Origin of the sequence: Streptomyces sp. AA1529, assembly GCF_000280905.1 — a bacterium.
Taxonomy (GTDB): Bacteria; Actinomycetota; Actinomycetes; order Streptomycetales; family Streptomycetaceae; genus Streptomyces.
Map to the genome: position 1 here is coordinate 1 of NZ_ALAP01000065.1, position 19207 is coordinate 19207.

General features: G+C 72.7%; 15 protein-coding genes and 1 pseudogene. 10 read left to right on the top strand and 6 right to left on the bottom strand.

What is annotated here, in order from left to right; translation table 11 throughout:
- Positions 1-122 precede the first annotated feature (122 nt).
- Positions 123-1370 carry an SLC13 family permease gene (locus A949_RS0118425; protein WP_019357499.1) on the bottom strand — a complete coding sequence of 416 codons (1248 nt, stop codon included), beginning with the start codon at positions 1368-1370 and terminating at the stop codon, positions 123-125.
- Between the two features lie 674 nt (positions 1371-2044).
- Here A949_RS0118425 and A949_RS0118430 point away from each other — a divergent pair.
- Positions 2045-3568, top strand: a complete 1524-nt coding sequence (locus A949_RS0118430) for a catalase (protein WP_019357500.1) — start codon at positions 2045-2047, stop codon at positions 3566-3568.
- 110 nt (positions 3569-3678) lie between these two features.
- Here the strand turns inward: A949_RS0118430 and A949_RS0118435 are convergent, their stop codons facing one another.
- Positions 3679-4956, bottom strand: coding sequence for an ROK family protein (locus A949_RS0118435; protein WP_019357501.1), 1278 nt, complete (start codon positions 4954-4956; stop codon positions 3679-3681).
- Between the two features lie 144 nt (positions 4957-5100).
- On the opposite strand from A949_RS0118435, the gene A949_RS0118440 reads away from it, so the two are divergent.
- From A949_RS0118440 to A949_RS38145, 5 genes are all read left to right on the top strand, one after another.
- Entirely contained in the window at positions 5101-6426 is a 1326-nt protein-coding gene (locus tag A949_RS0118440) for an ABC transporter substrate-binding protein (protein WP_019357502.1), read from the top strand.
- A gap of 7 nt (positions 6427-6433) precedes the next feature.
- The gene (locus A949_RS0118445; protein ID WP_019357503.1) at positions 6434-7543 is read left to right on the top strand and encodes a carbohydrate ABC transporter permease; all 1110 of its coding nucleotides are present in this window, start codon (positions 6434-6436) and stop codon (positions 7541-7543) included.
- On the top strand, positions 7536-8435 hold the full coding sequence (locus A949_RS0118450; RefSeq protein ID WP_019357504.1) for a carbohydrate ABC transporter permease: 900 nt from the start codon (positions 7536-7538) through the stop codon (positions 8433-8435). Before A949_RS0118445 ends, A949_RS0118450 begins: the two co-directional genes overlap by 8 nt.
- Before the next feature lie 57 nt (positions 8436-8492).
- The gene (locus A949_RS0118455) at positions 8493-9869 is read left to right on the top strand and encodes a GH1 family beta-glucosidase (protein WP_019357505.1); all 1377 of its coding nucleotides are present in this window, start codon (positions 8493-8495) and stop codon (positions 9867-9869) included.
- Between the two features lie 113 nt (positions 9870-9982).
- Entirely contained in the window at positions 9983-10894 is a 912-nt protein-coding gene (locus tag A949_RS38145) for a hypothetical protein (RefSeq protein WP_019357506.1), read from the top strand.
- A gap of 66 nt (positions 10895-10960) precedes the next feature.
- Here the strand turns inward: A949_RS38145 and A949_RS0118465 are convergent, their stop codons facing one another.
- Both A949_RS0118465 and A949_RS0118470 read right to left on the bottom strand, forming a co-directional pair.
- Positions 10961-11350, bottom strand: a complete 390-nt coding sequence (locus A949_RS0118465) for a hypothetical protein (protein WP_019357507.1) — start codon at positions 11348-11350, stop codon at positions 10961-10963.
- 530 nt (positions 11351-11880) lie between these two features.
- Positions 11881-12744, bottom strand: coding sequence for a LysR family transcriptional regulator (locus A949_RS0118470; protein ID WP_026004796.1), 864 nt, complete (start codon positions 12742-12744; stop codon positions 11881-11883).
- 69 nt (positions 12745-12813) lie between these two features.
- Between A949_RS0118470 and A949_RS0118475 the strand changes: the two genes are divergently transcribed.
- Entirely contained in the window at positions 12814-13761 is a 948-nt protein-coding gene (locus A949_RS0118475) for an EamA family transporter (RefSeq protein WP_051019547.1), read from the top strand.
- 101 nt (positions 13762-13862) lie between these two features.
- Here the strand turns inward: A949_RS0118475 and A949_RS0118480 are convergent.
- Positions 13863-15854, bottom strand: a pseudogene (locus A949_RS0118480) (collagenase); the annotation flags it as partial.
- A 236-nt stretch (positions 15855-16090) separates the two neighbouring features.
- On the opposite strand from A949_RS0118480, the gene A949_RS0118490 reads away from it, so the two are divergent.
- The 3 genes from A949_RS0118490 (at position 16091) to A949_RS39175 (ending at position 18460) form a co-directional block, all read left to right on the top strand.
- On the top strand, positions 16091-16774 hold the full coding sequence (locus tag A949_RS0118490; protein ID WP_019357512.1) for a GntR family transcriptional regulator: 684 nt from the start codon (positions 16091-16093) through the stop codon (positions 16772-16774).
- 273 nt (positions 16775-17047) lie between these two features.
- Complete coding sequence (locus tag A949_RS0118495) at positions 17048-17611, top strand: hypothetical protein (protein ID WP_019357513.1); 564 nt, start codon at positions 17048-17050, stop codon at positions 17609-17611.
- Between the two features lie 348 nt (positions 17612-17959).
- Positions 17960-18460 carry an acylphosphatase gene (locus tag A949_RS39175; protein ID WP_078565465.1) on the top strand — a complete coding sequence of 167 codons (501 nt, stop codon included), beginning with the start codon at positions 17960-17962 and terminating at the stop codon, positions 18458-18460.
- 293 nt (positions 18461-18753) lie between these two features.
- Here A949_RS39175 and A949_RS0118505 read toward each other — a convergent pair whose 3' ends face one another.
- Positions 18754-19185: a MarR family winged helix-turn-helix transcriptional regulator gene (locus A949_RS0118505; RefSeq protein WP_019357515.1), complete on the bottom strand. Its 432-nt coding sequence runs from the start codon at positions 19183-19185 to the stop codon at positions 18754-18756.
- Positions 19186-19207 lie beyond the last annotated feature (22 nt).

Consider the following 19207-nt stretch of genomic DNA (forward strand, 5'->3'; position numbering starts at 1 on the left):
CCTCCCCGGATCTGCCGGCGCCTCCGCGCGAGGGCCTGCCGGAGGTGCCGGCCGGCCCGCCCCCGGCTGCGCCTCGCGGATGAGGTGGCGCGTCGAACCACATCGCCGGGCCCCGGTCCGGCTCAGCCGCCGAAGACGGCGAGCGAGACCCACAGGGCCAGCGTGGCGGCCAGCAGGGCGGACGGCACCGTGAGCAGTCCGAGGCGGGTGAAGACCGACAGCTCGACGCGGTGTTCGTACTGGTGGGCGATCCGCCGCCACAGCAGCGTCGCGAGCGAGCCCGCATAGGTCAGGTTCGGGCCGATGTTGACGCCCAGCAGGACGGCCAGCACCGCACCGGGACCGGAGGGCGCCGCCAGCGGGACGAGGACGAGCGCGGCGGGCAGATTGTTGATCAGGTTGGCGAGCACCGCCGCGACGGCAGCGGTGCCGAGCAGCGCGGGCAGCGCCGTACCGGTGGGCAGCACCGTGTCGAGCGCGTCGCCGAGACCGTTGTCGACCACGGCCCGTACGACCACACCCAGCGCGAGCACGAAGGCGAGGAACGGCACGGCGGCCGCACCTGCGATCTCCGCCGGGGTGGTGCGGCGGCGGGCCAGCGCCCGGACGGCGAGCACGGCCGCGCCGGCCGTCGCGGCCCACACCGGGTCGACACCGAGCGCGGAGGCCGCGCCGAACCCGGCCAGCGTCGCGGCCACCGTCAGCAGCGCGAACAACGGCAGCTCCGGTGGCTCGGCGCTCTCGGCGGGTCCCGGGGGAGCATCGAGATCCGCGGCGAAGAAGCGGCGGAAGACGGCGTACTCGACGGCGACGGCGGCCAGCCACGGCAGCAGCATCAGCAGGGCGAAGCGGGTGAAGCCCAGGCCCGTCGCGGTGAACGCGAGCAGGTTCGTCAGATTGGACACCGGCAGCAGGAGCGAGGCGGTGTTCGACAGATGCGCGCTCGCGTACAGGTGCGGTCGTGGCCTGGCCCCCATGCGGGCCGCGGTGGCGAACACCACCGGCGTCAGCAGCACTACGGTGGCGTCCAGGCTGAGAGCCGCGGTCACCACCGAGGCCAGCGCGAAGACGGCCCCCAGCAGCCGGCGCGGCCGTCCCCGTGCCCAGCGGGCCATCCAGGTGCCGCAGGCGTGGAAGAGCCCCTCGTCGTCGCAGAGTTTCGCGAGGACGAGCACCGCGGCCAGGAAGCCGATCACCGGTCCGAGCCGGGCGGCTTCCTCGGCCACGTCCGCGAGCGGAATCGCGCCGACGGCGATCACCAGCACGGCCGCGGGCGCCGCGAACGTCACCTCCGACCGGCCGTAGGGGCGGCCGACGGCGCACACCAGCACCACGGCCAGGGCGCCGACGGACAGCAATTCGAGCAGCATGGTCCCGATCATCCTTGTCGCACCCCGAATCCGGTCCGGCCCCCCGCGGGAGCATGTCCCGACCGCCGGCGGCGCCCGGAGCCCGCGACGCGACTCTCCGCGCCCGCACGGACCGTCCTTCCGGGGACGGTGCGCCCGCGGGCCGCCCTCCGCCGCCGGACAAGGCGGAGGCACCGCTCGGGCGGTGGAGCGAATTCCGCGCCCACGGGCCCTGCTGACCGGGTGATCCGGCGAAGCACCGCGTTTGCCGGGCTCGAAAAGGGCCACCCAGTCAAATGACATGACTTCGGTACGGCACGGCGCACGGAACCGCTCGGGCACCGCCCCGGCCCGGCTGCGGCACGGCGGACGACAGCGGGCCGCCGGGCCGCGCCCGGCGGAGCACCGGCACCGTCCGCACCCGGCGGCGGGCGAGGCACCGTCCTGGTGCCGGACTCGCCCCGGAGCGCTGCCGCACCGGCCGAAGCGCATCCTCCCGCTCCACCGGTGGAGACGGGGACCTGCCGGGCCGGCGGACCGGCCCGGCAGCCGGTCCGCCGCGAGCGGGGTTCCGGGGCGCGGCAACACCGTCCACCGGCGCGCCGCTGCCGGGGCCGGTGGCCTCGCTGCGTTCCAGTGGTGAAACCAGCGCCCGCGCGACGGCGGGCGCCCGCGACGAGAAGGAGTCAGAAGCGATGGCGGAAGCGGACCGCATGCCGACGACGACGGATGCCGGCATCCCTGTCGAAAGCGACGAGCATTCCCTCACCGTCGGGCCCGGGGGGCCGGTCCTGCTCCAGGACGCCTACCTGATCGAGCAGATGGCGCAGTTCAACCGGGAACGGATCCCCGAGCGCCAGCCGCACGCCAAGGGCAGCGGCGCGTTCGGGCACTTCGAGGTGACCGGAGACGTCACCGCCTACACCAAGGCGGCCCTCTTCCAGCCCGGTGCCAGGACCGAACTGGTGACGCGGTTCTCGACCGTGGCCGGCGAGCGGGGCAGCCCCGACACCTGGCGGGACCCGCGCGGCTTCGCGGTGAAGTTCTACACCAGCGAGGGCAACTACGACATGGTCGGCAACAACACGCCGGTCTTCTTCGTCAAGGACCCGATGAAGTTTCAGCACTTCATCCGGTCGCAGAAGCGCCGCGCCGACAACAATCTGCGCGACCACGACATGCAGTGGGACTTCTGGACCCTCTCTCCCGAGTCCGCCCACCAGGTCACCTGGCTGATGGGCGACCGCGGGATCCCCCGCAGCTGGCGCCACATGAACGGCTACACCTCGCACACCTACATGTGGATCAACGCCTCGGGGGAGCGGTTCTGGGTCAAGTACCAGTTCAAGACCGACCAGGGCATCGAGTTCTTCACTCAGCACGAGGGAGATCAGATGGCCGCAGCCGACACCGACTACCACACCCGCGACCTGTTCGAACACATCCGCGACGGTCAGTACCCGAGCTGGACCATGTACGTGCAGGTGATGCCCTACCAGGACGCCGCGGACTACCGGTTCAACCCCTTCGACCTGACCAAGGTGTGGCCGCACGGCGACTACCCGCTGATCGAGGTCGGCCGGATGACGCTGGACCGCAACCCGACCGACAACCACGCCCAGATCGAGCAGGCCGCCTTCCAGCCCAACAACCTGGTGCCCGGCATCGGCCCGAGCCCGGACCGCATGCTGCTGGCCCGGCTGTTCTCCTACGCGGACGCGCACCGCCACCGCATCGGCGGCAACTACCAGCAGCTTCCCGTCAACGCCCCGGTCGTCCCCGCGCACACCTACTCCAAGGACGGGGCGATGGCCTACCGGCTGACCACCGACCCGGTGTACGCGCCCAACTCCAAGGGCGGGCCGGCGGCCGACACCGACCGGTACGGCACCCCGCCCGGCTGGTACGCCGACGGCGAGATCACCCGGGCGGCGTATGTCTCGCATCCCGAGGACGACGACTGGGGCCAGGCGGGCACCCTGGTGCGCGAGGTCATGGACGACGCCGCCCGGGACCGTCTGGTGGACAACGTGGTGGGACACCTGCTCAACGGCGTCAGTGAGCCCGTGCTGCGGCGGGCGTTCCAGTACTGGCGCAACATCGACGCCGGGGTCGGCGCCCGCATCGAGGAGGGGGTGCACGCCAAGCGGCACGAGAAGGACCCGAAGGCCGCGCAGCAGGGCAACCCCGCCCGGGAGAGCATGCAGGTCAAGGCGTGACGACGCGCTGAGAGATCCGGGTCCCCGCCGCCGCGGGGGCCCGGATCGCGACGGTCGGGCGCGGGCCCGCGCCGCACCGCCCACCGGGGTGCGGTGCCCCGGCCGGTACCTCAGCCGGTTCGTGCCGCGCCGGAGCCGGGGCGCGGAGAGCGGTGCGCGGGGGTGCCGGCCGGGCGCCCTCCGGTCTCCAGGAAGCGGGCCAGCGGCAGGGTCGCCGCCCCCACCGTGACGGCGTCCGGTCCCAGCCTGCCCAGTTCGATCGCCGTGCGCCCCGCTGGGTGGGCCAGCGCGCGCGCCCGTGCCGCCTCGCGCACCGCGGGCAGCAGCCGGGCGCCCAGCAGGAGGCCCGCCCAGCCGGCCAGCACGATGCGTTCCGGGCTGAAGAGATTGACGAGGTTGGCGATCCCCGCGCCCAGATGCTCGGCGGTCTCGGCCAGCACCGCCTCGGCCGCGCTGTCGCCCGCCGCCAGCAGTTGCGCCAGCCCCGCCTCCTGGTCGCCCTGCGGGCTGCCCCCGGCCTCGCGCCAGCGCTCCAGCACGGCGGCCGCTCCCACATAGGCCTCCAGGCATCCTGCCGCTCCGCAGCGGCAGACGCGGCCGTCCGCGCGGAGCGTGGTGTGTCCCCATTCGGCGGCTCCGCGGAAGCCGGGGCCGTGGGCGCCGCCCTCGGTGATGACGCCCGCGCCCACGCCCGAGCCGAGGAGGGCCACGACCGCGTCCCGCGCGCCCCGCCCGGCGCCGAACCACATCTCTGCCTGGCCGAGGGTCTTGGCGCCGTTCGACACCAGCAGCGGTACCTCGTCGGGCAGTTCCGCCTCGGTGCGCAGCAACTCCTCCAGCGGAACCGCGTCCCAGCCCACGGTCTGCCCGTGCACCACGGCGCCGCCCGCCGCGCCGCGGTCGACGATGCCGGGCACGCCGACACCCACGCCGAGGGTCGGTCCCAGGGGCTGCGGCGGCATCGAGCCCGCGACGCTCTCCCGTACCGCGGCGAGACCGGCCGCGATCAGCCGCACCACGTGCGCGGCCTGGTGGCCGCCGTCCTGCAAGGGGTATTCGGCACGGGCGTGTTCGTCCAGCGCGAGGTCGAAGAGCTCAACGCGTACCCGGGTCTCTCCCACATCCACGCCGATCAGCGTCCCGGCCCCGGGGGCCACCCGCAGCAGGGTGCGCGGCCGGCCGCCCTCGGACTCGGCGGAACCCGCCTCCTCCAGCAGTCCCTCGCCGAGCAGTTCGGCGGTGACGTTGCTGACCGACGCGGAGCTCAGGCCGGTGACCGGCACCAACTCCTGTCGGCTCAGGGGCCCTTCGAAGTACAGATGGCGCAGCGTTCTGGAGCGGTTGGTGCGGCGCAGATCTCGTACCGTCCGCCGGTTCTCCTGGCGCATGTGACTCCCTTCCCCGCGCAATCTACCCGTGCGCGACGTCTTGACGACCCCTTCTTCCACTACTTAACTCACGACCCAAGAAAAGCGCGAGCCGCCTTCAGACGTTCAACGCTCGCCTCCTCACCTCCCGGAGGACTCTCCGCCATGCGCAGATCCCGTACCGCGGCAGCAGCCGCGCTCGTCACCGCCCTGACCGCGGCCGCCTCCGGCTGCGGAGGCGGGTCGGCCACCAACAGCGGGGGCAGCAACGACAACCCCGGCGAACTCACCTACTGGGCCACCAACCAGGGTTCGAGCATCGAAGCCGACAAGAAGGTCCTGGCCCCGGAGCTGAAGAAGTTCGAGAAGCGGACCGGAATCAAGGTCAAGCTGGAGGTCGTGCCCTGGGCCAACCTCCTGGACCGGATCCTGGCAGCGGCCTCCTCCGGCCAGGGACCGGACGTCCTCAACATCGGCAACACGTGGTCCTCCTCGCTGCAGAAGAGCAAGGCACTGCTCCCGTTCGACGACGCGCGCATGGCCGATGTCGGCGGTGCCGACCGGTTCAGCAAGGCGGCACTGGCCGCGACGGGCGCCGAGGGCAAGCCCCCCGCCGCGGTGCCGCTGTACTCGCTGACCTACGCGCTCTACTGGAACAAGAAGATGTTCCGGCAGGCGGGGATCGACGGCCCGCCGGTCACCTGGGACGAACTCGTCGCCGACGGGAAGAAGCTCACCGGCGAGGGCCGCCACGGCCTCGCCGTCGAGGGCGGCAACCCCGTGGAGAACGCCCACCACGCCTTCGTCTTCGGCAAGCAGCACGGTGCCGACTTCTTCGACGAGAGCGGCCGCCCCACCTTCGACAAGCCCGGCAACGTCAAAGCCGTCAAGCAGTACGTGGACTTCCTGGCCGAGGACGGCATCGCGGCGAAGGGCAACGCCGAATACGCGCAGAACCAGTCGGTGAAGGACTTCGCCACCGGCAAGGCCGGAATGCTGCTGTGGCAGGCGGCCCGCACCTCGCTGCTGGCGCACGGGATGAAGCCGGACGAGTACGGCATCGCACCGGTCCCCTTCCGGAACAAGCAGGACGCCACGGCCTCCGGCGGCAGGACCAAGGTCAACTCCATGGTCGCGGGGATCAACATCGGCGTCTTCAACCACACCGACAACCTCGACGGCGCCATGAAGTTCGTGTCCTTCATGACCTCCACGAAGGAGCAGCGCATCCTCACCGACGCCTACGGCTCCGTCTCACCGGTGCTCAAGGCCCAGCAGGCGAAGCCGCGGGACAAGGACGAGGCCGTGCTGCGCTCCGTGCTCTCCTCCAGCGCCGCACCGCTGCCCCAGGTCCCGGACGAGTCGAAGTTCGAGACCCTGGTGGGCACGGCGGTCAAGCGGCTCTTCGCGGACGCCGCCGCGGGCCGGCCGGTCACCGAGAAGACGGTGCGCGAGGCCCTCACCAAGGCCCAGCAGCAGATGGGGAAGTGACCCGGCCGTGAGCGCGGATCCCGCTCCCCGCACCCCGGCGCCGCCCGCGGGCGACACCGGCCGCGGCCCCACCCAGGCGGCCGCGGACCCGGCTCCGGCCCGGCCTGCGGAGCATCCGTCGGCAGAGCCCGGACACCCGCGGGCAGAGCCCGGACACCCGGCCCCGGCCCGGGCACCGCGCCCGGCGGCCCGCTCCCCGCTGCGCGACCGGGTCCGCAGCGCGGGACTGCCCTATCTGCTGCTGCTCCCGGCGCTGGCGCTCGAACTGCTCATCCACCTGGTGCCGATGGCCACCGGCATCGTGATGGCCTTCAAGGATCTGACCCAGGAGTACATCAGCGACTGGAGCGCAGCGCCCTGGGCAGGCCTGGACAACTTCCGGGTCGCCGTGGACTTCGACGCGCCGGTCGGCGAGGCGCTGCTGCGCTCCTTCGCCGTCACCTGCGGCTTCACCGTCCTGGCCGTCGGCCTCTCCTGGCTGCTGGGCGTCACCGCGGCCATCCTGATGCAGGACACCTTCCGGGGCCGGGGCCTGCTGCGCGCACTCTTCCTCACCCCGTACGCGCTCCCCGTGTACGCGGCCGTCATCACCTGGTCCTTCCTGCTCCAGCACGACAACGGACTGCTCAACCACGTCCTGCACGACCAGCTCGGGCTCACCGACGGCAAGCCGTTCTGGCTGGTCGGCGACAACAGCTTCGTCGCGCTGCTGCTCGTGGCGGTCTGGCGCACCTGGCCGTTCGCCTTCCTGCTGCTCACGGCGGCGCTGCAGAACGTCTCCGCCGACCTGTACGAGGCGTCCGCCCTCGACGGCGCCGGAATGTGGCGGCAGATCCGGCACATCACCCTGCCCGCGCTGCGGCCCGTCAACCAGGTGCTGGTGCTGGTGCTGTTCCTGTGGACGTTCAACGACTTCAACGTGCCGTTCGTGCTGTTCGGCAAGTCCGCTCCGCAGTCCGCCGACCTGGTCTCGCTGCACATCTACCAGTCGTCCTTCGTCACCTGGGACTTCGGCGCCGGCTCGGCGATGTCCGTGCTGCTCCTGCTGTTCCTGCTGCTGGTGACGGCCGGCTACCTGCTGCTGACCAACCGGGGGAGGGGATCCGCCGATGTCTGACACGGCCACCGCGCACCGGGCCCCCGGCGCCGCTGCCCGGCGCCGCAGCCCGACGGCGCTGCCGAGGTCCTTCGTGTGGACCCGCCGCATCGTGCTGACCCTGCTGGCGGTCTTCACCGCGACCCCGCTGTACGTCATGGTCAGCAGCTCGCTCAAGCCCCTCGAAGAGGTCTCCGGCGCCTTCCGCTGGATTCCGTCCGAGCTGACGCTGGAGCCGTACCGGGACATCTGGCGCACCGTGCCGCTGGCCCGCTACTTCCTCAACTCGCTGATCGTCTCCGCCGCCGCGACAGCCTGTTCCGTGGTGGTCGCCGTCTTCGCTGCCTACGCCGTCAGCCGCTACCGGTTCCGCGGCCGGCAGGTCTTCACCGTCACGGTGCTCTCCACCCAGATGTTCCCCGGCATCCTGTTCCTGCTCCCGCTCTTCCTGCTGTTCGTGAACGTCGGCAACGCCACCGGGCTGGCCCTGTATGGCTCCCGGGGCGCGCTGATCCTCACCTACATGACCTTCACCCTGCCGCTGTCCATCTGGATGCTGGCCGGCTACTTCGCCTCCATCCCCCGGGACCTGGACGAGGCCGCCCTGGTGGACGGCTGCGGGCCGCTGGGAGCGCTCTTCCGCGTCCTCATCCCCGCTGCCGTGCCCGGCATCATCGCCGTCACCGTCTACTCGTTCATGACCGCCTGGGGAGAGGTGCTGTTCGCCTCCGTGATGACCAACGACGCGACCCGCACGCTCTCCATCGGACTGCAGGGATACGCCACCCAGACCGAGGTCTACTGGAACCAGGTCATGGCCGCCTCGCTGGTCGTCAGCGTGCCCGTCGTCGCCGGATTCCTCCTCCTGCAGCGCTACCTCGTCGCCGGACTGACCGCCGGCGCCGTCAAGTGACCGACCACACCGCCCGGCCCCGGCACCCCGGCCCGGCGCACCCCTGAAAGGACCTCTGTGCCCGAGACGCATCCCGCAGCGCACCTCGACGCCCTCCCCGACGACTTCCTGTGGGGCGCCGCCACCGCCGCCTACCAGGTGGAGGGCGCCGTCGACGAGGACGGCCGCAAACCCTCCATCTGGGACACCTTCAGTCACACCCCGGGCACGGTCGACGGCGGCGACACCGGGGACGTGGCCTGCGACCACTACCACCGCTGGCGCGAGGACCTCGGCCTGCTGGGCGAACTGGGCCTGGACGCCTACCGGTTCTCCATCGCCTGGCCCCGCGTCCTGCCGGACGGCGGCGGCACCGTCAACGAGCCGGGCCTGGCCTTCTACGACCGGCTCACCGACACCCTGCTGGAGGCGGGCATCACGCCCTTCCCCACGCTCTACCACTGGGATCTGCCCCAGGCGCTCCAGGACCGGGGCGGCTGGCCGGTCCGGGAGACCGCCGAGCGGTTCGCCGAGTACACGGCCGTCGTCGCCGACCGGCTCGGAGACCGCATCCAGCACTGGTGCACCCTCAACGAGCCGCTGTGCTCGGCCTGGATCGGCCACTACGAAGGCCGGATGGCGCCCGGCCGCACCGACATCGCCGACGCCGTGCGGGCCTCCTTCCACCTCCACCTGGGACACGGACTCGCCGTCCAGGCGCTGCGCGCGGCGGTCCCCGGCGCGCGGGTGGGCATCGTCAACAACCTCACCCACTGCGAACCCGCCACCGGCAGCGCGGCGGACGCCGAGGCCGCACGGCGCGCCGACGGGCACGTCAACCGCTGGTGGATGGACCCGCTGCACGGCCGCGGCTACCCGCAGGACATGGTCGAGCTGTACGGGACCGAGCCGCCGCAGCGCCCCGGCGACGCGGAGACCGTCGCCGAGCCGCTGGACTGGCTCGGACTCAACTACTACTTCCGCAACGTGCTCCGCGACGACCCCGCGGGTCCCTTCCCCCGCGCCCGGTCCGCCGAACTGCCCGCCGGGGCCCGGGTGACCGGCATGGGCTGGGAGGTGCACGCCGAGGGACTCACGAACACCCTGCGCCGGATGGCGGACGACTACGGGGCACGCTGCCTCTACGTCACCGAGAACGGCGCCGCCTATCCGGACACCGTCGGCCCCGACGGACAGGTCCACGACCCCGAGCGCACCCGCTACCTGGAAGAGCACCTGACCGCATGCGCCCGCGCCGTACACCAAGGGGTGCCGCTGCGGGGGTACTTCGCCTGGTCGCTGCTGGACAACTTCGAATGGGCCTACGGGTACGCGCAGCGCTTCGGCCTCGTCCACGTCGACTACGCCACCCAGCGGCGGACCGTCAAGACCAGCGGCCGCCGCTACGCCGACCTCGTCCGCACCCACCGCGCCCGCCGGAACCGCGCCGCATAGCCCGCTCCCCGGCGGCCGTCGGAACCGCCGGAGGGCGACTGCCGTCACAGCGGTGCCGGGAACCCGTCGCCGTCATGGGGCGGTCCGACCCATCGGCATCTCCGGGAGGTCATATGCGGGTCCGCTCGCCGCGCTCTGCCGGTCTGCTCGCCGCGATGGTGCTGAGCACCGCCGCGCTGGGCGCGGGCGCCGGCTGCGGACGGCAACAGGCCGGGGACGGCCCCGGCGACGGCGGCGGCCGGGCGCGCGGCGAGCGCGCCCGGCAGGTCGCCGCGGCCTGGTACGGCTCCCGCGCCGCCGCCGCGTGGCGCGCCGGGTACCACCCGATGGGCGAGGTGGTCCGCACGCCGCGCGGCGGCCTGCACGGCAGCGCCGACGAAGAGGCGTACCGCAGCGGCAGCTTCGTCCTCCGGGGAGAACTGCCGGAGGCCGAGCGGACGAAGGGCCGGGTGGTGCGGGACGGCGGCCGGTCGCTCACCCGGCCGCTGATCTCCGCGCACGAGGCGTTCGAGGCGCTGGAGCGCAGCACCACCGAGCCCCATCTGACGGTGACCGGGGCGAAGCCGGGAGAGCTGAGCGTGGCCACCGGCCGGGGACGGGCGACCGTCCCCGCCTGGCTGTTCACCCTGAAGGGGTACGACGCTCCGCTGGTGCGGGCCGCCGCCGTCCCCTCCGCGCTGCCGCGCTCGCCGGTCGCGCACACCTCCGGCTCCCGCGGCCACCTCGAGCATCTGGTGCGGATCTCCCCCGACGGGCGGTCGGTCACCGTGGCCGCCCTGCACGGCGTCTGCGACGACGGTGCGCGAGTGGAGGTGCGCGAGTCGTCCGGCAGCGTGGTGCTGATCGCCTCCGTCAAGGAGCGCGAGGACCGGGATCCGGGTGCCCTGTGCACCAAGCAGGCCGTCCGCCAGCAGGTGACGGTGACCCTGCGACGCCCCCTGGGCGACCGCGTCCTGCTCGACGCGGACTCCGGCCGGCCGGTTCCCTTCCGCTCGCGGCTCGGGCCGACGCCGAGCTGGAGCTGACCCCCGGGCACGCTGTCGCGGACCGGCCACGCGGCCCGCGGTCGGCCCCGGTGGGCACGGCGGGCATCAGCCGACCGGTGCCTGACCGCCCGTCACCCGCCGCCAGGCGAGGGCGAAGAGGTCCGGCGGTGTGTGCTCGGGCAGCTGAGTGTCCTGCACCGTATCGCCGTCGGCGGACAGGCGCGCTCCCAGCAGCGGCGCCTTCCACCGCTCCATCGGGGGCAGCGGAGCCGCCGCGTGCGCCCAGGGGCCGGGCAGGAACACCGTCCGGCCCGCGCGGGGCCGCTTGTCCTCGACGAGCAGGCCGCGTTCGGCCAGCACCGCGCCCGCGGCGCGCAGTTCCTGCCGGCTCCAGCCCATCCAGCGGCGCACCCGGCGGTCGGCGGGGGCATCCAGCGCCGGCACCTGGAGGTAGTAGGCGGCCGGAGCCTCCTGGACGCCGAGGTGCCGCGCCACGCGCCCGACCAGCTCCGGGACGCATGCCCGCGGGTCGGATTCGTACCTTCCTCCGGAAGGGCCCCGCCGGTGATCCGTTCCATGACACGCCCGCAGCCGCCTCCGCGCAGCCACTCCGCCTGGTGCGCGGAGAGGCCGTGCCGCCACAGGACATCCGCCGGTATCCGCCCGGACGCGTCCCGCAGCGGCTCCAGGATCCCGCGCAGCAGCCGCCCGGCCTCCGGGGCTCCGGCCCGGACCGGGTCGCCTGCCGGCAGGTCGGCGTAGGCCCGGGGCAGAGCCTGGACGAGGGCGCGCCACGCTCCCCGTCCGGTGCGGTTCTCTCCGTGCACGGCCTCCTCGTACGCCGAGCGGAGCGGCAGCGCCTACCGGCCGGTGGGCCGTCCACTCCCGCGCGATCCGGTCCGCCACCCCGCGCGGCCCGCCCGGCTCCCACAGCTCGGCCACTTCCTCGGGTGGCGCGGCGGACAGCAGTCGTACCGGCCGGGGATTCACGGTCCGCGGGACGCCGCGGCCCGGAGCCGCACGGGTCAGCGTCCCGCCACCACGTCGCGGACGAGGCCGACCAGCGCGGGGATCGCCGGGTGGGCCGGTATGTCGCGGTGCCAGGCCAGCACCAGCGGGACCGGCGGCGCGTCGGTCAGCGGGCGGTAGGCGAGCGCCGGCTGGGAGTGCAGTCCGGGGGTCGCCGAGGTCGTGATGCCCACGGCCCGGCCCGCGGCGATCACGGTCAGCCACTCGTCCGTGTTGGCCACCTCCAGCGTCCGCGCGGGCCGGGCGCCTGCGGGCCACAGATCCAGGGTGGTGGTGCCCGCGACGGTGTTCAGCGCAATCGGCCAGGTTGCGAGGTCCGCCAGGGTGAGCGTGTCGCGCTCCGCGAGGCCGCTGCCCTCGGGGACCACCGCCACGCGCTCCTCCTCCAGCAGGAGCTCCGTGACCATGCCGGACAGCGGGACTCGGCCCCGCAGCAGTGCGGCATCGACCCTGCCCCGGGTGAGTCCCGCGGTGCGGTCGTCGATCCGGCGCAGTTCCAGCGGCACCTCGGGGTGCTCCTGGTCCCAGCGGCGCAGCAGGGGGACGGTCCAGCTCCCGAGCGCGGCCCACGGATGTCCGAGGCGCAGCGGTCGGGCCGCGGACAGCGAACGGGGGTCGAAGGCCGCGTCCGCCGCGGCCAGCGCGGTGGCGGCGCGGTCGCGGAAGACGCGGCCCGCCGCGGTGAGGGCGAGGTGGTGGGTCGAGCGGTCGACCAGGCGTACGCCGAGATGGTCCTCCAGCCGGCGCAGCGTCCGGGAGAGCGCGGGCTGTCCGGTGTGCAGCCTGGCGGCGGCACGCGTGATGCAGCCTTCCTCGGCGATGGCGAGGAAGGCCCGCAGATGGCGCAGCTCCATAGTCATGCCTGTGAAGCATAACCGCAGAGCATTCTGCATTTCACGGCGTCGGGGTCGGCGCGTAGCGTGAGCCGCATGACACATACGGGTTCCGGGGTGGAGACCGCGGGCGACGGATCCGCGACAGCGCCCGGCACGGCCGCGGCGGGCGGGGCGGGATCCGCCCGCGTGCCTGCCGGAGTCGGCAGCCTCGGCGGCATCGGGCTGGTGCTGGCCGGCGCGTTCTCGGTGCAGTTCGGTTCGGCTGTCGCGGCTCTGCTCTTCCCGCGTGCCGGTGCCCTGGGGGTGGTGGCACTGCGGGTGACGCTCGCGGCCGTACTGCTGCTGGTGGTCTGCCGCCCCCGGCTGCGCGGGCACAGCCGAGCCGACTGGGCCGTGGTGGTCGCGTTCGGGCTGGCGCTCGCCGGTATGAACACCCTGTTCTACCAGGCGGTCGACCGGATTCCGCTGGGTCCGGCGGTGACCTTGGAGGTACTCGGCCCGCTCGCGCTGTCCGTGGTCACCGCGCGCCGGGCGTTGAGCCTGGTGTGGGCGGGGCTGGCACTCGTGGGCGTCTTCCTGCTCGGCCGGAGCGGTTTCGATGAGCTGAGCCCGGCCGGCATCGCCTTCGCGCTGGGCGCCGGTGCCATGTGGGCGGCCTACATCGTCTTCAACTCCCGGACCGGGGCCCGCTTCCCCCGGCTGGACGGACTGGCCGTGGCGATGGCGGTGGCCGCGCTCGTCAGCCTGCCGCTGGGGATCGGGTCGGCCGGCGGGGTGCTGCTGGAGCCGGGAGTGCTGGCGCTCGGGCTGGCGGTGGCGCTGCTGTCCTCGGGAGTGCCCTACACCCTGGAGTTGCTGGCGCTGCGTCGGCTGCCTGCGGCGACCTTCGCGGTGCTGATGAGCCTGGCTCCCGGGATCGCGGCACTGGCGGGGTTCCTGGTGCTGGGCCAGGAACTGACGGCCGTGCAGTGTCTGGCCGTCGCGCTGGTGATCGGCGCCAGCGCGGGCGCGGTGCGGACCGGGAGCGCGGACCGGAAGTGACGCGGGGCCACCACGGCTTCCGCGGCGGGCCGCCCGTGCGGCCCGACCGGCGGTGCCGGGGCCCGGCGCAGTGTGCCGGGCCCCCGGCGGCGGCTCGGCTATCCGGTCGTGCAGGCGCCGGCCGCGCAGGCGTCGAGCCAGACGTACCAGTCCTGGTCGTGACGCGAACCGATGGTCTCCTTCAGGTACTTGCGGGCGGTGTCCCAGGCGCCCGTCCGGTAGGAGGCCAGCACGGCGTCCACCGCGCCGGGGTGTTCCTCCAGCATGTACCGCACGGCCAGGTACCCCCAGCGGTAGGTGCGGGCGGTGTCGGTGTTCGCATAGGTGGTGTCGAACAGCGTGCTCAGCGGGTAGGTCTTGCTGCCCGCCCGGTCGATCGCCTCGTCGTAGCGGAGCCGGCGGTAGGAGTAGGACACGTACTCCGCGAAGCCCTCGATCCACCAGACCGTGGGAGTGGCGGTCCCGGCCGCGAAGTCGCCGTACATGTCGAAGCGGCCGTCGAGATAGTGCGTGTACTCGTGGTTGAGGTTCCAGATCCGGAAGTCCGGCCGCAGCCACTCGGCCTCGTAGGCGATGAAGCGGGGCAGGTTGCCGGCCGCAGACGGGTCGCCCTCCAGGTACATGCCCCCGTTGTCGGTGTCGATGCCGTAGAGGGCGCCCGCGTAGATCCGGTAGTCGCGGCTGGAGTCGAAGACGACGACCTCGATGCTGCTGTTCCGGTCGTCCGCGACCGGCCCGCTGTCCCGGGCGATCCGGTGGAAGTATGCGTCCTGCCCGTCGAGGCTGTCGCACGTGGCCCGGAAGTCCTCGGCGCTCATGTCCTGGGCGACCACGGTGATGCTGTCGCTGCACGGTTTCCTGTCCTCGAGCACGGCCTCGGCCAGCTTGCCCTTGAGGTCGCAGACGCCGTAGTACGCGCACCTGTCCCTGTCGTACGCGTCCGCCGTCTCCGCGACACCCACCCACAGCGCGGCGGTGTCGCCGGTGATGTCACCGGCCTCCAGCAGGTCCTTCACCAGCGGGCGCACGGTTCCGCGCAGCGACGCGTGCTGGAGGAACCGCCCCAGTTCGCGCCCCGCGTTGTAGGTGAGGAAATAGCGTTCCCCGCTCAGCAGGCCGAGGTGGTCGAGGGCGAAGGCGTGCAGGGTCCACAGGACACTCGGATCCAGCTGCACGGCCCGGACGAAGTCGGGCATCCGGTGGCCCCGCCACAGCACCCCGTAGGCGTTGTTGACCGCGTTGACCATCCAGTACTTGTCGTCGTAGGAGCTGTCGTAGCCGGCCAGCATCCGCTTGACGACGTGGAGGTAGTGCGCGTTCTCCTCCGCACTGTCGATCAGGGTGACCGCCTCGGAGAGGGTCTCGCCGTTGGCGTCCGTGACGTCGTGGGAGTGCGCCGAGCCGAAGAAGGCGTCCAGGCCGCCCCGTAGCGCGGACCTCAGCACCGGTCCGTAGGTGCCGACGTCCTGCTCGTGGTACCAGTGCACGTAGTAGCCGGCCCGCAGGAAGAGCACGAGTTGCGGCATGCCGGTGCTGCCGTTCCCCGGATAGGAGGCGGAGCGGCTGCGCAGCGCGTCCGCGGCGGTCACCATCTGCGCCTCGCGGAAGGCGCCGTGTGCGTCGCTTCCGGTCAGGCCGAAGAGGGAGTTGACGCAGTCCGTCGAGGCCGAGGTGATCTGCTCGACGAGTGCCGTCCCGGTCCGCGCGAAGTCTCCGGGGGAACAGGCTGCGCCGGCTCGGCCGCTGTGCGGTGCGAACCGGGCGGAGGGCCGCTCGTGCGGGGACCGGGGTGCGGGGCTGTCGTAGTCCGTGCGGAGTCCGTCATGGGACGCCGGGAGCGGGGCGCGGTCCGCCACTTCGAGCCGCCTGCCCTGGATGTGCTCCGGTTCCGCTCCGGTGCTCACCGCTCGGGGGCCGCCGTCCCGGGCCGGGGCGGCCTCCTGGACGGAGTCTTCGGGCACTGCGGCTCGGGCCGGGGTGCCGCCGGGCTGTCCGGCGCCCGCAGCCAGGGCGAGCGCGAGGGTTCCGGCGCCGGCGGCACGTATCAGGTGGCTGCGTAACGGGTTGCGCGTTCTGCGTCCTCGCCAGAGCATCTGAGGCCTCCTGTGGGGGTGTTCACCGGTCCGATCCGATGGGGCCGCGTGGACTTGATTTGACGCGAGCACGTCGAATCGGCTCAGTATAATTTCACACATCACATGTCATGAGGGAAGGACCCTGCGGCGACGGGATTCCCGGAGCCGGACCGGCGGCGCGGCGCTCGCCCTACACTCGACACGATCACCGGCACGATCACGCTCGTCCCCGCACGCCGAGGAGCAGCGCACCCATGACCGCAGACCGCCCGCTGAAGCTGCCCGCCGTGCCGGACCGGCTCAGCATCCGCGACCACGTCGCGCAGGCCCTGCGCGCCGCGCTGATCGCCGGCCGGCTGCGCCCCGGCACGGTGTACTCGGCGCCCCAGCTCGCCGCGCAGTTCGGCGTCTCGGCCACACCCGTGCGCGAGGCCATGCTCGACCTGACGCGGGAGGGCATGGTGGAGCCCGTGCGCAACAAGGGCTTCCGGGTGACCGAGCTGTCGCGCCGCGATCTGGCCGAGTACGTCGGGATCCGCGAGCTGATCGAGGTGCCCACCGTCGGGGAGGTGGCGCGCGCCGCCGACTCCGCCCGGCTGGAGGAACTGCGCCCTGTCGCACGGGAGATAGTCGCGGCGGCCCGGGCCGGCGACCTCGTCGGCTTCCTGGAGGCCGACCGCCGCTTCCATCTGGCCCTGCTCGAACTCGCCGGGAACCGCCGCCTGGTGGAGACCGTGGCCCAACTGCGCAGCCACTCCCGCCTGTACGGCCTCGCCGGGCTCGCCGAGAGCGGCCAGCTCATCGAATCCGCCGAGGAGCACGAGGTCCTGCTCGACCTGGTACTGGCCCGCGACGCTGGCGGTGCCCAGGCGTGCATGCGCACCCATCTCGGCCGGCTGCGCACCCAGTGGGAGCGCGGCGGCGCGTCGGCGGATTAGCCGCCCGCCCGCGGTTCACCGTGCCCGCCGCGAGGCCGTGCTCCCCCCCCGGGGGGGGGGCCGCTCACCCCGCACCGGCGGCGACGCGTTCCACCACAGCCCGCGCCACGGCGCGTTCCGGGCCGGCCCGGAACCGCACCGTCGACGGTGCACACCCTGGCCTGATCGACTCGAACGGCCGGTACGAAGAATCCTGGTGCGCTGTCCCGCGGCGCGCGCCGCTCCTAGGGTCGGCAACGCACCGTATGTGGATCAACGCTCCTTGGAGTCGCCATGCTGCGCCGTACCGCTCGCCGCCTTCTGACCGCCGTCGCCGTCACCGCACTCGCCGGCACCGCCTTGGCTGCGGGTCCCGCCGCCGCCGACTCGACGGGCCGGGCCGTACCCGCCGGGGAGTTCACCGCCGTCAGCCAGGTGACCGGCAATTACATGATTCCGGACGACACCGTGGGCAAGGCGGGCACCTACCTGCAGGTCTACCCCAGCACCGCCCCGGCCGCCTGGAAGACCACCTGGCGATTCGAGCGCGTCGCCACCTCCGACGGACGCCCGGTCTACCAACTGCAGAGCTCTGCGGGAGCCTGCGCCACCAACGAGAACGGCGAGAACAGCATCGTCTACCTGCGCGCCTGCTCCACCCGGAACAAGGACCAGTGGTGGCTCCTGGACCCTGTCCACGGCACCGACCCCCAGGACCCGGATCTCGGCATCGTCTCCTACCGTGACGAGGATCTGGCGCTGACCGCCCGGGGCGAGGGGGACAACTGGATCGACCTCAAGCGCATGTGGGGCGGGCACCCCTCGCAGCGCCAGGGCTGGCACTTCTACCCCGCCTGAGAAGGACGCGAGTTCCGGGAGCGTGGGCTTCGTCCGGCTGCGGAAGCGAGGGCGGGCGCCGGGGATCAGCAAGGTCCCGGATACGGGCACGCCGTGGTAACGAGTCGTCGGTCAACTCTCCCAGCGGCCCACCGGTGACCTCCCGGGCGACCGCCCCCCGCATCGGGTGGAGCCCGCAGATGTCACCGTCCGGTGGTACACCGCGTCGGAGGAACCCCGCACGGTGCTCGCACTCGCGGGCACATCCCTGGCCTCGGTACCCGTGGCAGGCGCCCGCTGCCTCCCGGCCGTCCCGGCCGGTGTGCCGCGGACGGGACTCGACGACACCCCGCCAGGAAGGGGATCGCCATGCGACTGGTCTCGAGCGCGGAGAACTCCTCGCTCGACTGGGCCGGAACCGGCTGCCGAGAGGCCAGGACCGAACCCGCATCGCGCACCATCGACCGGCTGACCAGCCGCCTCCGAACAGGAACGGTCCGTACGGCCCACCCGGCCTGTCCGCCTCGCCGGGTGCGTCCTGCAGGCCTGCCCCACCACCGTTCCTGCTTCGAAGGGCTCCCCGTGCTGATCCGACGAAACGTCCACCTCCGCGGCCTCGTCCAGAGCGTGTGCTACCGCGACACCTGCTGCCAACTGGCCCGCGGAGCGGGCGTGAACGGATGGGTCGGCAACCTTCACAACGGCGACGTGGCAGCCGTCTTCGAAGGCTCACCGGATGGCGTACAGCGCTTGGTGGGCAGGGCTTCCGAGGGACCGGGCGCCGCCGAGGTGACCGAGTGCGCCGTGACCACCGAGCGCCCCGAAGGCGATTGCGATGTCCGCGTCCTGGGCACCGCTCCAACCGCATAGCGCGCATCGCTCGCTCAGCGAACCGGCGCCGTCAGCACGTGTAGCGCCGTTCCAGCTCCTCGTCCTCGGCACGGCGGATCAGCCGATGACGTTACGCCCGAGTCCAGGCCTCGGCGACCGGCAGGAGAGGGGTGGTGCGCAACAGGTCCTGGATCTCGCCGGGTGCGACGACGGCGGGAACACCTCGGCGGACTGCGCCGCTCCGTCCGCGTCCGGCGAGCAGGCTCCGGCGGCCCGGGTGAACAGCGGGATCGGTGGGAAGGTGCAGGGCCGACGCCGGGGCCTTCACCGGCTCAGGAGCCCTCCTGCCGCCGGCGGAAGTAGTTCTCGCGTACCGAACGTGTGTGTACCGGCAGGGCCGAGGTATAGGCCCGCCATCCGGTGTCCGTGAGGTGGAGCATCATGAGGCGGCCGCGACCGGCGGCTTCGCGGTCGACCAGGTCGCGTCTGTCCATCCTGGCGATCTGATGTGACAGGCGTGTCGCAGTCCAGCCCATGAGGACGCCCAGCTCCTTCTGGGTGAGCTGATGTTCCTCGGCTTCATGAAGACGGGCGAGGATCTGGAAGTCCGCCCCCGACAAGCCGGTGGCAGCGTACACGTCGCGCTCGACGGCAGAGATCACCTCTCCGCTGAAGCGCAGGAATGATCTCCAGGCTTCCTTCTCGTGCGCGGACAGCGCCGGCTGCGTCGTATCCCCTGCATCTGCACCCTGCAACGACCCCATGGTTTCCCTTTCGCTCTCGTGC